Here is a 13,980-nt window from a genome sequence, read left to right as displayed (position 1 = left end):
CCAAAACCGTAAACGATTCCAGCCGGCCCGGGAATAAATCAAATTGGCACTGGCTTATCAAGCACCCTGTTGAGTTCTCAAAGAACAAACACACAGAAGCAGACACCGACACCGTCGGTAGTTGCTTCGGAAGTTGGTTGTCAGTCAAGGCCGGCGCTTGCGCGCCACCTGCCTGATCTCCCGCGTTATCCCGGCGTTCATCCGGCATCCCTGCGGGCAGAGAGAAAGTTACGCCCACCCGGCCGCAAACGCAAATCCGCCGCCGGATGTCCCACGTCACACTCGCGCGACGGTCGCTCCGGTGGAGCGTCCATCACGGGCGAGACCGCAGGTGTCTTCAACGCCCTCGCGCCCCCGGCATTCCCCACTACCGCGGAGAACGCGCCGGCCTGTCACGGCCCTGAGGCTGCAGGTAGCTGAACGATCCGGCCCCGCACCGCATTCCCGGCGACCCGGGCAACAACCCGGCGCCCGTTCGCGGCTCGGTGACACCGAACAGTCCAACGCTGCCCCGCGACCCCCCATTCCCCGCCTCCCCGGCGAACCGGTACTTGCGGGACCTGGGTCAACGCCACGGCGGCGTGCCGCATTCCCCGAACCAGCGGGAAGAGCAGCCGGCCCACGCGGGCTGGTCGACGCGACGGCAGGTCCAACGCCACCGACGGGAATCGCATTCCCCCTGTCCCGCAGCGCGGAACCGGAGATGCGGGCGCCGGCGCTGTCGTCGACTGAGCGCGTCCGTCACGCGCCGCATTCCCCGCGCCGTGCGGAGAGATGGCAGCGCCCGATGGGTTGAAACGCGCGACGTCAAGTTCAACGCCGCAGCTCCGAGCCCATTCCGGCCTTCGGCCATCGGCGCCCAGCCGGCAAACGCTCACCGGGCAGCGACGGTGACAACGCACGTCCCGGCGCCGCCATTCCCCAGGCGCCGTCGTGCGCCCCACCAACGCCGCCAACCTCCTCACACCGCAGGCCGGACTCGTCCACGATGTGGGGTGCACTCGCAGGCTGGCGAGCAGTCCGATCATCCAGAGCAGACCGTAGACCCCGATCACCAGTCCGATGATCCGCCCGGTCTTCGGCCGGTGTCTGTCACTGGTCGTCTTCACGAATCTGGCGGGAAAGGCCCTGGACGCCGGAGCCGGGTGAGAACAGGGCGTCGGCGAGCGAGCGTGGTGTCGTCGGGCCTCGTTGACGCAGTTCGCACAGGACGCGGACACGCGAGCCGGTGAGCCCATCGCGAGCCAGGCTCTGGGTCATGTCGCGGGCCGCAGAACCGGGTGGTCCACGAAGTGCATTGACAGTCCCGCCGCCAGGCATATATTCAACCCATCGGTTAATAAACCACGTGGTTGAGAGCACTGATGACAGCAGATCCGGCCAGCACCGTGTTCGCCGCACTCGCGGATCCGACCCGTCGGGCCATCCTGGCCCGGCTGGCGGCCGGCGATGCGACGGTCAACGAGTTGGCGGAGCCGTTCCCGATGAGCCTGCAGGCCGTCTCCAAACACCTGAGCGTGTTGGAACGGGCTGGGCTGATCACCCGTATCCGCGAGGCGCAGTGGCGGCGGTGCCGGCTCGAGCCGGCACCGTTGCGCGACCTCGCGCGGTGGGTCGATCAGTATCGCCGGCTGTGGGACGACCGCTACGACACGTTGGACGGCTACCTGCGCGAGCTGAAGGGGAACACCGATGAGCGAGATCAGTGACCTGACCGTCACCGTCCCGTCCGACTACGAGATCACCCTCACCCGCGTCCTCGACGCCCCGCGCGACCTGGTCTTCGCGGCGCACACCGAGGCCGAGCACCTCAAGCGGTGGTGGGGCCGCGGCAACCCGCTCGACGTCGAGATCGACTTTCGGGTGGGCGGTCACTACCGCTTCGTGGAGCACGCCGCGGACGGCAACGACTACGCCTTCCGCGGCGAGTTCCGCGAGATCGTGGTGCCGGAGCGCATCGTCCAGACGTTCGAGTTCGAGGGCATGCCGGGCCATGTCGCCGTCGATACGCTTGTGTTCGAAGAACGGGACGGCAGGACCGTAGTGACCGGCACGACCCGTTTCGATACGACGGAAGAGCGCGACGGCATGCTCAACTCGGGCATGGCGCAGGGGGCCGCCGAGTCGTACGCGGCGCTCGACAAGCACTTGAGCACGCTGGTCTGAGCCAGACCACGGGTGCCGCCGTCACCGGCTGCGGCTACGGTGACGGCGGCACCCGCGTACGTCACGGTTGCGACCTCGACGCCGACCGGACTCGCTGAGGCTGCGGCGATCTCCGCGTCATGGGGTGGTCGCATACGAGTCGGCCCAGTACTTCGACGGGGCACCCGCATCCTTGAGCTCGGCGTACTGGCTCATCAAGCCGATCGTCTCGGTCCACTTCGCCTCCGAGTTCACCCCCGGCAGGCCGCCGCCGGTGACGGCGAGCAGCGGTACGGCGAGGGTCAACTGCCTGACCAGCACCTCCCTGGGTGGCTCGTTCTCCGCCAGCTCCGTCATCGCGTCCGCGGCGGCGGGCACGTCTGCGGCTGCCTCGCTCCACGACTTCTGGGTGGCCCGCATGAACGCCTTGACCGTCTCCGGGTCCTTGCTCAGCGTGCTCTCGTTGACCACCACGCCGGTGCCGAGCATGTTCATGCCCCAGTCCGCGTACGGCAGGTAGTCGACCTTCTTCCCGGTCCTGGCCTCGATGGTCGGCGCCTGGTCGTGGAAGAACCCCTGGATGGCGTCCACCTGGCCCTCCGCCAGCGCGGCGATCTTCCCGGCCGCGTCCAGGTTGACCACCTTCACCTCGGAGGCGGCGACGCCGTTGGCCTTCAGCCAGGCGGGGAAGGTGGCGTAGATGGCGTCGCCGGGCGTACCGCCGACCGTCTTGCCTTTCAGATCGGCCGGCTTGGTGATCCCCTTGTCGGCTAGAAACTCGATGGATGCCGGGCCCTTCTGCAGGAACACCCCGACGCTCTTCACCTTCATCCCGCTGCTGATCGCCTTGAGGAGCGGTGGGGTGTCCGCCCAGCCGAAGTCGGTCTGCTGCTGTGCCACCGCCTGGATGGTCTTGCCCGAGCCACCGCCCGCCTTGATCGTCAGCTCGATGCCCTCGGCGTCATAGAGGCCCTTCTTCAGCCCGTAGTAGAAGGGAGCGTGCTCGCCGTAGGGCACCCAGTTCAAGGTGAGCGTCACCTTCTTCTTGCCGCCGCTGCCGGTCGACTGTTCGTCACCGGCGCCGCACGCGGCGACCGATCCCAACAGCAGGAGCGCGGCGGCGGTGATCGCAACACGTCTCATGGTGGCGCCTCCTGAAGCATGTCCGACTGTCACGGAGTGGGGTTGCAAGGGCGGGACGGCGCGCGTTCCTAGTAACGGATCCTGCTGAGGTTGGCGTAGCTGTCGCAGGCCGACGAGACCCCGTCGGGGGTCGGGCTGTCGTTCTCCGTGAAGTAGTAGTCGACGCCGGCCATCTCGCTGTGGGCGAAGATGCGGGCGAAGTTGATCGTCCCCTCCCCCACATCGGCGAACGAACCGTCAGCGGCCATGTCCTTGACGTGGAACAGGGAGAAGCGTCCCGGGTACCGCTTGATCAGATCCACTGGGTCGACCCCGACGCTTGCCGCCCAGTACAGGTCGAGCTCCATGGCGACCAGGCTCGGGTCGGTTTCACGCAGCAGGACGTCGTACCCGCGTACGCCGTTGTGCACGGTGAACTCGAACCCGTGGTTGTGATAGGCCACGGTGAGGCCGGCCTGCTTGAGCCGCGCGCCCACCGCGTTGAGGGTGGTCGCCAGCGCCGCGTAGTCGGCAGGTCGCCACGAACCCGAGCCCGAGATGCGGACGTACCGTGCGCCGAACGCCTTCGCATCGGCGATGACTCCCTCGAGGTTGTTCTCGAGGTTGCTCAGGCTCACACCGATGGACGGAACCGACATGCGGGCGTCGGCGACCAGCGGGGCCAGCGCCGTCGCGGTCTTGCCGTAGTAGTTGTTCACGCTGCCGGAGGGCTCGGCGTTGCGGAAGCCGCAGTCGGCCAACGCCTTCAGGGTGGCTTCCGGCGCGGATGGCATGGTGGCCCGCACCGTGTAGAGAACCAGCCCGATGTTGTCGTCGGCCACCACCCGGTTACGGGCGACCTGCTGCTCCTTCCCGATGTCGGACCTGTTCGCGGCGCTCACGATGCGGGAGCGCTCCTGCTGCGTGATGACCCGGTTCGTCCTGAGCTCGCTGGTGATCCGCGTGACCGCTTCAACGAACTCGCCGTGGTTGGCGAACCGCGACTCGTGCCAGATGACGTCCATGATCGTGCACCCGTCACCGACGTCGTAGTTGGGCACGTCCGAGTGCGCCCTCCCGGCACCGAACGAGACGGTGGACGAGGAGCGGTAGCCCCACATGCAGCGGTCCCGCGGCCCGGTGACCCGCTCACCACCGACATAGTCGATGCGGTAGATGCCCGAACCCTTGTTGTGCGAGCCGCGTCCGACGCCGGAGCCGCTGCCGAAGTCCATGACGTAGAGGGACCCGTCGGAGCCGAACTCGGCGTCGAACGGAGACGTGAACTTCATGGTCGGCAGGAACGAGTTGATCGACAGAAGGTCGCCCGGCCGACCGGGGGTGAAGACGTCGCTCGGCGCGGGCTCCGTGAGCACACTGACGGTCTTGTACCAGTTGCCGCCGTACTCCGAGATGAACCACTTGCCGTCGTAGTACTGGGGGAACTTCGTGTTCGAGGTGAGCTTCGCGTCGTACTCGTAGACGGCGCCCGCCATCGGCGCCCCGCTCGGCGGAATCTCCGGGAACTCGGTGCGACCCCATCCCTGGCTCGCGTTGCCGTACCAGATCAGCGGTGTCTGACCCGGCGGCAGGTTGTGGAGACCGGTGTTGTGGGGCGAGTCGTTGACCGGGGCGGCGCAGTTGAATTTCTCCCCGGATTGCCCGGTGGCGAAGTCGTAGTCGACGTACGGGATGTGCGGGCCCAGACAGTACGGCCAGCCGTAGTTGCCGGCCTTGGTGATGCGGTTCTGCTCGACCATGCCGGCGGGGCCGCGGAGCGGGTTGGTGGTGGTCGCGTCCGGACCGTAGTCGGCGACGAGCAACGCGTCGGCGGCCTCGTCGTAGGTGATGCGGAACGGGTTCCGGAAGCCCATCGCGTAGATCTCCGGGCGGGTCTTGCCGCCGCCTTCCTCCGCGCCGGAGAACAGGTTGCCCTGCGGGACCGTATAGGTCCCGTCGTCCTCGGGACGGATCCGGATGATCTTGCCCCGCAGGTCGTTGGTGTTGCCGGAGGTCGCCTGGGCATCGGCCGCGCCCTGGCCCGCGCGCTCGTCCAGCGGCGAGTAGCCCTGCTGCACGAACGGGTCGGTGTTGTCACCGGTGGACGCGTACAGGTTGCCGTCGTCGTCCATCGTCAGCGACCCACCCATGTGGACGTTCGCGCGCAGTTCGTTTCGCCGGACCGGCCACGAGAGCAGCCGCTTCTCGCTGGCCATGTCGAGCACGTCACCCACCAGGGTGAACCGGGACAGGTGGGCCCGCGCCTGGGCGGGCTCCGGCACGACCGGATCGGTGTACAGCAGGTAGACCCAGCCGTTGTCCGCGAAGTCGTTGTCGATGGTGAGCCCGATGAGCCCGTCGGAGTGTTGCTTGGTGTCCAGGTGGAGCTGGAGGTCACCGGCGAGCGTGGTGGTGGGCGGGTTCTGGTCCTGGTGGATCAGCTTGATCTGACCGGTGCGCTGGATGTAGAGCACGCGCCCGTCGGGCAGCGGCGCGAGCTCGAACGGGTCCGCCAGGTTCGCGTCACCTTCGAGCTGCACCTTCCTGAAGCCGCCCCACTCCGTCGCGCCGCAGTCGCCGCCCGCGGCGCCGGCCGCCCACTCGATGCCGCCGAGGAGATGCTGACGGAACAACGGCTCGGAGAACGCAGAACTGTTGTGCCCGCTGGCGGTGTACCACGAGCGGCCACCGTCGTAGACCTGGCACCAGGAGTGCGCATGTTCAGGCCCCTCATTGAGCCCGGCCGGATTGTCGGTGGTGCGGAGCTCGGTGAGGACGTGCACGTTGCCGTTGGGCGAGGCCTGCCAGTTGTACCACTCCTCCTCGCGCTCCCACAGTTGCGGCAACCCCTTCGTCGACGGATGTACCCGATCGAGCACCTCGATGCGCCCGGCGCGTGGCGTCGGGTGGTTTTCGAACTTCGCGCCGACGAGGCCCGCGTACCAGTCCCAGTCGCGTTCGCTCGCGGTGGCGGAGTGCAGGCCGGCGTAGCCGCCCCCGCCCTGGATGAATCGCTGCAACGCGGCCCGCTGCTCGGCGTTGAGCAGATTCCCCCGTTCCGGTGTCGAGTTGGTGTTGTTGAAGATGACGGCGTCGAACGGCCGCAGCCGCTTGTCGCTGAAGACGTGCGCGTCGGCGGTCGCCGTCACGGCGAAGTTGTGCTGCCTGCCGAGTTGTCTGATCGCGGCGATCCCAGCGGGGATCGATTCGTGCTCGACGTTCGTCACCTTCGAGAACACCAGCACATGGAAGCGCGGGGCTTGGCTTCCCTGCGCGTTCGCCGGGGGCGACGCGACCTGCAGTAACGGCACGGCGAGTAACGCGACGACGAACCGCGCCGCCGGTGCCCATCGACGTCTCATTCGGGGGGTAGCGCTGCGATCCATGTTCTCTCCCAGGTGGGGTTGGGAACCACGAACGGATGCGTAACCTCGAAGACGACCCCTGGTAAGCGCTTTCCAAGGAAAGCGTTTACCAAAGTAGACGATGGTTCGGGATATGGTCAAGGGTGAATGCCTGACGTCCACATCCGACCCGGGCCGACGTACACGCCGCACTCCCCCCGGTCGCGCAGACGCAAATGCATTCGCGCGGGCCGTGCCCGTGCCGCGTCGGCAGGCGCGCCCGACGGGCCTGTGTTGAGCGCGCCGGCCTGGGGTTCGACAGCCCAGCCGAGTACGGCACGCACAGGTCACGGCGCCTCGACAACGGGCGCTAACCGTTGATCCGTTTCCAGGAAATGCCGTGAGTTCCTTTTTCCATAAGAATGATCATCGCAATATCCACCACCGTCGTGGATTCAACGCAGCGTGAGCGAAAAGCGGCCACACGGGGCCCCGACGACGAGGGTTCAGAAACCGCTTTCCTGATCCGGTGGCCACGGGGAACCCGCTTCACGACCGCGCACCGGCGCGGCTCCTCGAACCGCTACTCACCGTGGGGCGGAGACGGCTGGGAGGATCCCCGTGGGTCGCGGCGGAGGGGATGCTCGGCAGGGATCTCGACGAGCACGATCCGTACGCCGTCCGGGTCCTCGATCCACATCTCGATGAGCCCCCAGGGCTCGGTGCGGGGCTCCCGGGTCACCGGCACGCCGGCGGCGGACAACCGCGCATGTTCGGCGTCAACGTCCCGCACCTGGACCCAGATCATCAATGACTGTCCGGGGCTGCCGGGCGAGCGGCCCGAAACCTCCAGGAATCCGGAGCCGAGGAAGAACACCACCCCCGGATCGGCCGCGGAGCCAAACTCCCGGTAGACCGCCAGGCCCAGTACGTCGCGGTAGAAGCGCTGGCTGCGCTTCGGGTCGGCGGGGCGCAACAAGATCCGGCTGCTCAGGACGTCCATCCCACGATCCTGACAGCTCCGTTGGCCGCGTGCCGGACACTGGCACTGCCGGAGCCGGCCAAGCAGGTGGGCGTCGACAGATGCGTTATTTCGCCGAGCCAGCCTACGTACGCAGCAGGACCGGTCCGGCGTCGATCCGCACCCGAAACAGCGCGTACGGCCGGTCGCGCAGATCCTTGCCATGCTGGTAGAGCGGCTGACGGTGCAGTTGGTTGGCGGTGACATAGAGATAGCCGTCGGTGCCGACCGACATGGTGTCGGGCCAGAGCAGCCGGGGATCGTGCACCAGGGTGTCGTAGCGACCGTCGGCGGTGCGCCGCAGCACCGCGTTGTGCTCGTACGCGGTCAGGTAGAGCCGGCCCGCGTCGTCGCTTTCCAGACCGTCGGAGGCGGTTCCCTTGTCGCCCTCGTCGACCACCGTCGCCGCGACCGCGGCATCGTCGAGCGTACGGTTCCACAGCGCCTCGACATCGACGCTGTAGAGCCGCCGCGACATCAGAGGGCAGTAATACAGCCGGGTGCCGTCCGCGGAGATCGCGATCCCGTCGGAGCCCATGGTCACGGGCTGCGGCTCGGCGCCCGGCGGACGCTTCATGAAGTATCGGCCCTCGACCACGGGCCGGTAGGTGTGCAACGGCTCGGCCTTGGTGGAGGGGTGATCATGCAGCCGCCGCCAGGATTCACCGGTGGCCAGATCGACGATAATGATGCCGTTGGGCCCCTGGTCGGACGAGTCGGTGATGAAAGCGGCGCCCGCGTCCCCGCGGCGCAGATCGAAGCGGACATCGTTGAGGTACGTCGTGGGTAGCGCGACCTCGGGCGGGAACACGATCGACTGCCGCACGGTGTCGGTGGCCAGATCGACGCAGACCAGCTTCGGGCCGCCGGTTTTCGTCGGTTTGAACATCGGCGAGCCGGTGTCGAGCACCCATAGCCGGTCGAGGGGATCCACCACCACGCTCTGGACCGAGACGAACGCGTTCCGGTCGTCGTCCGCGGTGGGAGCGTTGCGGAGTTGATCAGGGTAGGGCACGCACCGCCCGTCGGTGACCTCCGTGACGGTGGCGGGCACCTCGTCCCCCCACTTCGGATAGTTGACGAAGATCCGCCCGGTGTGGGAGACCGTGACCCCGGTGGGCATGGGCCCGTCGAAGGTCGCCACGGTCTCCAGGGCGCCGATGGGCTCGTCGGTCTTCACCTGGGTCGCGTACCCGGGATGCGGTCGGTCAATCCCCCCGCTTTGTGAGGTCATGCCCACCGGCCCGTGTGCTGCCGTACGAGGCCTTATCGCAGGGCCAGTACCGCCAGGTAGCCGAGGTGGTCTGAGGCCCACCGCCCGCCGCGGGTCTGCCGCTCCGCGCCGAAGACCCGACTCGAGACCGGGACGATCCGCCCACGGAAGAACACCATGTCGATGCGGTGTTCGACGTCGTCGGCCGGTTGCGTCAGGTCATCACCCAGACCGGCGGTATATCCCGGTTGGCCAGGGTGCAGGACCGGCCACGTGTCGATCATGCCGCCGGCGACGAGCGTGAAGTAGGCGATCCGGTTGTTCGGACACGGGGTGCCGGTACGGCAGCGCCGCATTGACCGTCACGGGTATCCCTCCAGCGGATCCTCCTGCACACCGGTGCTCGGCGCGATGGTTCCCACGCGCCCGCACCGCACCGGGTTCCTCGGGCGTCTCGTCATCCGCGGCGACCCGCTCGATCAGCGCGTGCGGTATATGCAGTGACCATCGGGGCAATGGCGCGCTGCCATATCGGTCGACTGGCCAATGAGGCGCCGGGCCCGGAAGTGAAACGATGAGCGCAGTGCACGGTCCAGGCAACCCTTTCCTAACCGCACCGAGGAGCAGAACGGATCGTCCTGCTATGCAACTGCGGGACAGATCAGCCGATCGCGCGGATGGCCTGGCTTCTCCTGCGATGAATCGCAGACCATCGCGGGCCATTGTCTCGACCGGAGGTACCGAGTGGCGGATACAGAGGCGTTACGAGCCGTCGTGCGCGATTACTTCGCGGCCATCGACGCGAACGATATCGAGAAGGTGTTGCGCCTGTTCCACGAGGGCGCGGTATATGAACGCCCCGGCTATGAAGCGATTCGAGGCAAGGACGAACTGCGGCGCTTCTACACGGAAAAGCGCGTAATCGCGACGGGTTCGCACGACGTCGCCGGCATTTTGGTAGAGGGAACGCAGGCAACCGCCTGGGGCTCCTTCGCGGGCCGGTCCCATGCGAGAAAGCCGCTCGAGGAACGTTGGTGTGACGTATACGGGTTCCTCGGCGTCCAGATCGCCTATCGACGGACGCACTTTTTCCGACCGGCGGTATGAACAGCCACGTCCCCCTTCGCCGCGCGGCCAACGGGTCCCGCGCAGGGGCGGCAAGCGGGTCGTGGCTGCTGCCCCGCGCCACCGGGGCATTCGTTCTAGCGGAAGAGCAAGGGAGGCATCGAGATGACCCAACAGATGTGGCGGCATGGCGTAGCCGCCGGCGACCCGCTCGCCCAGTGGCGGCATGCGGACCTACTCGAGAGGCAGGGCCGCATGGCCGAGGCCGAACAGGTATGGCGGGACGGTGTGGCCGCCAGCGACCGGTTCGCCCGGTTCCGGCTTGTCGCCCTGCTGGAGCGGCTGGAACGCATCGATGAGATCGAGGCGGTGTGGCGGGAGGCGGCAGCCGCCGGCGACTGGTTTGCCCGCCTCCAGCTCGCCACCCTGCTGCAACGGCTCGGGCGCATCGACGATGCCGAGCAGGTCTGGCGGGAGGCGGTCGCAGCCGGCGATCGGCGGGCCAGGTGGCGGTATGCGAACCTCCTGGAGGAGCAGGGCCGTACCGACGAAGCCGAGCGGTCCTGGCGGGACACGGTAGCCGCCGGGGATCGTTTCGCACGATTTCGGCTCGCCGCCCTGCTGGACCGGCTCGGACGCACCGATGAGGCCGAGCAGGCCCAGCGGGACGCCGGTGCCAGCTGCGCATTACCTTTTTGATCGTCCGCGCAGACGCGCGGCCAACCGCTGACGGGAGTCCATATCCGCCAGCACCTCAGGTGAGAGCAGCAGTCCGTCCTGCATCGCCCGGCTGACAGCCGCGGCGCGGGTCGGAACGGCGAGCTTCTCGAGGATGTGCTCGACGTGGGCTCTGACGGTGCGGGTGCTTATCCACAGCTTGCTTGCGATCTCGGCGTTCGAGCTGCCTTCGATGAGGAGGGTGAGGATCTCCAGCTCACGCTTCGTGAGATCGTGGTCACCGCCCACCGCTTTCGGGGCCAGCACGACGAAGTAGTCGCGGCAGCGAAATGCGCGGCAGGCATACCAGCCACCGTCGGACGTCGGCCACAGGAACGCCGCTGACCCGAGGTTGCCGCTGAGCAGTCGGGCAACGGTCGGACGTAACGAGCTGCGGGGCTCGAGCATCCCCGACTCCAGCGTGCCGCGGAGCGGGATCACGTCCCCGTCGCTCTGCAGGGCGACGGCGACGCAGTCCTCGGCAAGTGTCGATGCCAACCATCGTGCTGATTGCAGGGGGTCGACCACGTTAGCGAGGATGGGCGCCAGGTGGCCGACGACATTGGTCGCTTCGTCGGACGGATGCGCGTAGTCGCCGGTCGAGATGTCGATGAACCCGACGTACCGGCCATCGGTGGTGACGAGCGCGCTCAGCGCGCCTTCGAGGAGGCCAGCGGGGAGCCAGTGTTCCGCGACGCAGCGGAGGCTCAGCGGGTCGACCGGGAGGTCGCGTAGGCGCACCGCCGAGCCGCGGCGGGGCAGACTGAACGGTTCGATCATCTCGGTGTGGAACTCGTCGCTGTTGAGGTACGTCTCGGTGGAGGCCGAGTACCCGACGTTGGCGACGACCTTTCTGCGGCCGGTCACCGGATCGACGACGGAGACCATCGCGCCTTCGATGGGAATGAGCGTCCGGAGCTGGTCGAGGATCTCGTGCATGCGCTCTGACGCCGTAGCGGCGGAGGAAGCGGTCGCACCAATGCGTGACACCGTGGCGAGCGGGCTCTCTATGTGCTTGTACGGATACATCCGAGCTACGTTCATCCGAACACCCCCCTATTTGCCGCATTTCCTCCGAAAAATCCCCCATGTACCATACCGGGCCGTGGTCGCACCACCCGCGCCTCGAACCTCGCGCGATACGCCGAAACGGGCAAGTGGCCGATCAGCCAATCCTCCCGTTCGTGGAGCCGGTCAATCGGCCAGTAGCCGCGCCATCCCGCCCATGCAATAACTGACGCATCAGCACAACGGGTTCCGATAAGGAGAGATGTATGGCATCGCAACGTGTCGAGATCGCATCAGGCGGACACGCCGACTGGTCCACCCCGGTCCGGGTCGACGAGTCCATCCTTCAGGGGTCGTACCAAGGCATCTTCATGTGTCGGTTCACCTTTGAGGGCGGGGCAGCGCATTACCTCAAGATGCGCATCATCGGCGTCGACGAGATGGACAACGACGGTGAGGTGCCGTCCGGATTCGGCGCTCTCGAGTTTCAGGATAGCGACGGAGATGTGCTGCGCGGCCGCACCGAGTGGTATCGCCGCGACGGCGTGGACCGGGGAACGTGGACCTTCGCCTCAGGTACGGGTAAGTGGAAGGGAGCGGCCGGGAAGGTCGACATGTTCCTGACCTACATGGCAGATGAACTCGGCACGAAGCTTCCTCCGTCGGGCCCGATTCGTTTCATCGGCTTCCTCGAGGGCACCGGCGAACTGGACGCGCCGCAGCTCTAGCCGTGAACCGGATGCCCGGGGCCGGGGCCGCTCACGAATCCGGGCCCCGGGCGCAGGGTTCCGAACAACGTCACCGATCGCAACCACCCCGTTTCGCCAATCCACAAAGCCCGGAGGCGACATGCACATGCTGGTCCGATCAGAAGTCGAATTGATGCCCGGCCGGGATCACTGACATGAGACAGGCCATTCAGGTTTCTGCATCCCTGCTGGTCCTGATACCGTTCGCCCTCGCTCAATTCGGACGGATCGGGCCGGCCTCGCTGCCCTACACCCTCATGAATCTCGCGGGCTCCACCGTGCTGGCCGTCCAGGCGGCGCAGAGCAGACAGTGGGGGTTCCTCCTACTCGAGGGCGTGTGGGCGATCGTGTCGTTCATCGGGGTCCTCCGAGCAATCGCCGCCCGACCGCATAGGCAAGAGCAGGATCAGGTATCAGGCGTCCACTAACGCCCCGTCACGAGAGGTAACCATGAAAGCTGTTCGCGTTCATTCCTACGGCGGCCAACCCAGTGTCGATGAGGTCGCCGAACCCAAGGTCACGGGACCGTTCGACGTCCTCGTCCAGATCGGCGCGGCCGGACTCTGCCGTACCGACCTGCATGTGATCGAAGGCCAGTGGGCGGATATCCAGAAGCCCTCGTTGCCCTACATCCTGGGTCACGAGAATGCCGGCTGGGTACGGGAGGTCGGTAGCGCCGTCCACAATGTGGCGCCCGGCGATGCCGTGATCCTGCATCCGCTGGTCACCTGTGGCCTGTGTGTCGCCTGCCGGCTCGGCGAGGACTCACACTGCGAGAACGCGACGTTCCCCGGCCTGAACGTCGACGGCGGGATGGCCGACTTCCTGCTGTCGAATGCCCGCGCCGTCGTCAAGCTCGACGCGAGTCTGCAGCCCGTCCAGGTGGCCGCGCTGGCCGATGCCGGGCTCACCGCGTACCACGCCGTGCGGAAGGCCCAGCCACTGCTGACGCCCGGCGCGCACGTCGTCGTCATCGGCTCGGGCGGATTGGGGCATATCGGCGTCCAGGTGCTCGCGGCAACCACCGCGGCCACGATCACCGTGGTCGACCGTTCCGTGCCGGCGCTGGAGTTGGCCCGCGCCATCGGCGCGCACCACACCGTGGAGGCCAATGACAGCGCGGAGTCGGTCGTACGCCGGGTCCAGGACATCACCGGCGGGGGTGCCCATGTCGTGATGGACTTCGTCGGCGAGCAGTCGACGCCCGGGCAGGGCGTGGCAATGCTGCGTAACCGCGGCAGCTACTACGCCATCGGCTACGGGGCAGAGGTCCGGGTCCCGACCATCGAGCTGGTCTCACGGGAAATCAACGTCGTCGGCAACCTCGTCGGCACCTACAACGACCTGGCCGAGCTGATGACACTGACAGCACAGGGCCACGTCACCCTGCACACGAAGACGTACCCGCTCGAAGCGGTCAATGAGGCCATCCACGACCTCGAGACCGGCAAGCTGGTCGGCCGCGGAATCCTCGTTCCCGGGACCGACTGAACTGCGCGAGAACGTCCGGGCGTTCGTGCTCGACGGCGCGGTCGATCCGCGGCAGGACCTCGTCGCCGGCTCGGAGAGCCAGGCCAAGGGCTTCGAACTGGCGTT

At 67.1% G+C, this 13,980-nt stretch carries 12 protein-coding genes; 6 read left to right on the top strand and 6 right to left on the bottom strand.

Going from position 1 to position 13,980, the window contains the following annotated elements:
• Positions 1-1,364 precede the first annotated feature (1,364 nt).
• Together AB0J06_RS25645 and AB0J06_RS25640 are read left to right on the top strand one after the other, a co-directional pair.
• Positions 1,365-1,709, top strand: a complete 345-nt coding sequence (locus AB0J06_RS25645; protein ID WP_357432136.1) for a metalloregulator ArsR/SmtB family transcription factor — start codon at positions 1,365-1,367, stop codon at positions 1,707-1,709.
• Positions 1,693-2,166, top strand: a complete 474-nt coding sequence (locus tag AB0J06_RS25640; protein ID WP_357432134.1) for an SRPBCC family protein — start codon at positions 1,693-1,695, stop codon at positions 2,164-2,166. Before AB0J06_RS25645 ends, AB0J06_RS25640 begins: the two co-directional genes overlap by 17 nt.
• Positions 2,167-2,283: 117 nt before the next feature.
• On the opposite strand, the gene AB0J06_RS25635 is transcribed toward AB0J06_RS25640, so the two are convergent.
• The 5 genes from AB0J06_RS25635 to AB0J06_RS25615 all read right to left on the bottom strand — a co-directional run bounded on the left by AB0J06_RS25635 (position 2,284) and on the right by AB0J06_RS25615 (position 9,201).
• Positions 2,284-3,288: an ABC transporter substrate-binding protein gene (locus AB0J06_RS25635; protein ID WP_357432132.1), complete on the bottom strand. Its 1,005-nt coding sequence runs from the start codon at positions 3,286-3,288 to the stop codon at positions 2,284-2,286.
• A gap of 68 nt (positions 3,289-3,356) precedes the next feature.
• A complete protein-coding gene (locus AB0J06_RS25630) occupies positions 3,357-6,629 on the bottom strand; it encodes a ThuA domain-containing protein (RefSeq protein WP_357432130.1) in 3,273 nt (1,090 codons plus the stop codon).
• A gap of 565 nt (positions 6,630-7,194) precedes the next feature.
• Positions 7,195-7,614 (bottom strand): VOC family protein, encoded by a 420-nt coding sequence (locus AB0J06_RS25625; protein WP_357432128.1) that lies wholly within the window; start codon positions 7,612-7,614, stop codon positions 7,195-7,197.
• 103 nt (positions 7,615-7,717) lie between these two features.
• A complete protein-coding gene (locus tag AB0J06_RS25620) occupies positions 7,718-8,812 on the bottom strand; it encodes an L-dopachrome tautomerase-related protein (RefSeq protein ID WP_357432126.1) in 1,095 nt (364 codons plus the stop codon).
• Between the two features lie 86 nt (positions 8,813-8,898).
• Positions 8,899-9,201 carry a hypothetical protein gene (locus AB0J06_RS25615; RefSeq protein ID WP_357432124.1) on the bottom strand — a complete coding sequence of 101 codons (303 nt, stop codon included), beginning with the start codon at positions 9,199-9,201 and terminating at the stop codon, positions 8,899-8,901.
• 388 nt (positions 9,202-9,589) lie between these two features.
• Here AB0J06_RS25615 and AB0J06_RS25610 point away from each other — a divergent pair, with 388 nt between their 5' ends.
• Positions 9,590-9,952, top strand: a complete 363-nt coding sequence (locus AB0J06_RS25610; protein WP_357432122.1) for a nuclear transport factor 2 family protein — start codon at positions 9,590-9,592, stop codon at positions 9,950-9,952.
• Positions 9,953-10,075: 123 nt separating this feature from the next.
• Positions 10,076-10,609 carry a tetratricopeptide repeat protein gene (locus tag AB0J06_RS25605; protein WP_357432120.1) on the top strand — a complete coding sequence of 178 codons (534 nt, stop codon included), beginning with the start codon at positions 10,076-10,078 and terminating at the stop codon, positions 10,607-10,609.
• On the opposite strand, the gene AB0J06_RS25600 is transcribed toward AB0J06_RS25605, so the two are convergent.
• On the bottom strand, positions 10,598-11,566 hold the full coding sequence (locus AB0J06_RS25600) for a helix-turn-helix transcriptional regulator (RefSeq protein ID WP_357432118.1): 969 nt from the start codon (positions 11,564-11,566) through the stop codon (positions 10,598-10,600). The two genes, AB0J06_RS25605 and AB0J06_RS25600, sit on opposite strands and share 12 nt — an antisense overlap.
• A gap of 335 nt (positions 11,567-11,901) precedes the next feature.
• Between AB0J06_RS25600 and AB0J06_RS25595 the strand changes: the two genes are divergently transcribed.
• Both AB0J06_RS25595 and AB0J06_RS25590 read left to right on the top strand, forming a co-directional pair.
• Positions 11,902-12,363, top strand: coding sequence for a hypothetical protein (locus tag AB0J06_RS25595; protein ID WP_357432116.1), 462 nt, complete (start codon positions 11,902-11,904; stop codon positions 12,361-12,363).
• Between the two features lie 471 nt (positions 12,364-12,834).
• Positions 12,835-13,875 carry an NAD(P)-dependent alcohol dehydrogenase gene (locus AB0J06_RS25590; protein ID WP_357432114.1) on the top strand — a complete coding sequence of 347 codons (1,041 nt, stop codon included), beginning with the start codon at positions 12,835-12,837 and terminating at the stop codon, positions 13,873-13,875.
• Positions 13,876-13,980 lie beyond the last annotated feature (105 nt).

This window comes from Micromonospora sp. NPDC049679 (genome assembly GCF_040659735.1).
Lineage (GTDB): Bacteria > Actinomycetota > Actinomycetes > Mycobacteriales > Micromonosporaceae > Micromonospora_I.
Note: the sequence above shows the minus strand (reverse complement) of the source record. Positions and strands in the feature narration are given on the sequence as shown.

Excerpts from the sequence above, each read along its gene's own strand:
- AB0J06_RS25645 (WP_357432136.1), top strand. The coding sequence starts at position 1,365 with ATGACAGCAGATCCGGCCAGCACCGTGTTCGCCGCACTCGCGGATCCG.
- AB0J06_RS25640 (WP_357432134.1), top strand. The coding sequence starts at position 1,693 with ATGAGCGAGATCAGTGACCTGACCGTCACCGTCCCGTCCGACTACGAG.
- AB0J06_RS25635 (WP_357432132.1), bottom strand. The coding sequence starts at position 3,288 with ATGAGACGTGTTGCGATCACCGCCGCCGCGCTCCTGCTGTTGGGATCG.
- AB0J06_RS25630 (WP_357432130.1), bottom strand. The coding sequence starts at position 6,629 with ATGAGACGTCGATGGGCACCGGCGGCGCGGTTCGTCGTCGCGTTACTC.
- AB0J06_RS25625 (WP_357432128.1), bottom strand. The coding sequence starts at position 7,614 with ATGGACGTCCTGAGCAGCCGGATCTTGTTGCGCCCCGCCGACCCGAAG.
- AB0J06_RS25615 (WP_357432124.1), bottom strand. The coding sequence starts at position 9,201 with ATGCGGCGCTGCCGTACCGGCACCCCGTGTCCGAACAACCGGATCGCC.
- AB0J06_RS25605 (WP_357432120.1), top strand. The coding sequence starts at position 10,076 with ATGACCCAACAGATGTGGCGGCATGGCGTAGCCGCCGGCGACCCGCTC.
- AB0J06_RS25600 (WP_357432118.1), bottom strand. The coding sequence starts at position 11,566 with ATGCACGAGATCCTCGACCAGCTCCGGACGCTCATTCCCATCGAAGGC.
- AB0J06_RS25595 (WP_357432116.1), top strand. The coding sequence starts at position 11,902 with ATGGCATCGCAACGTGTCGAGATCGCATCAGGCGGACACGCCGACTGG.
- AB0J06_RS25590 (WP_357432114.1), top strand. The coding sequence starts at position 12,835 with ATGAAAGCTGTTCGCGTTCATTCCTACGGCGGCCAACCCAGTGTCGAT.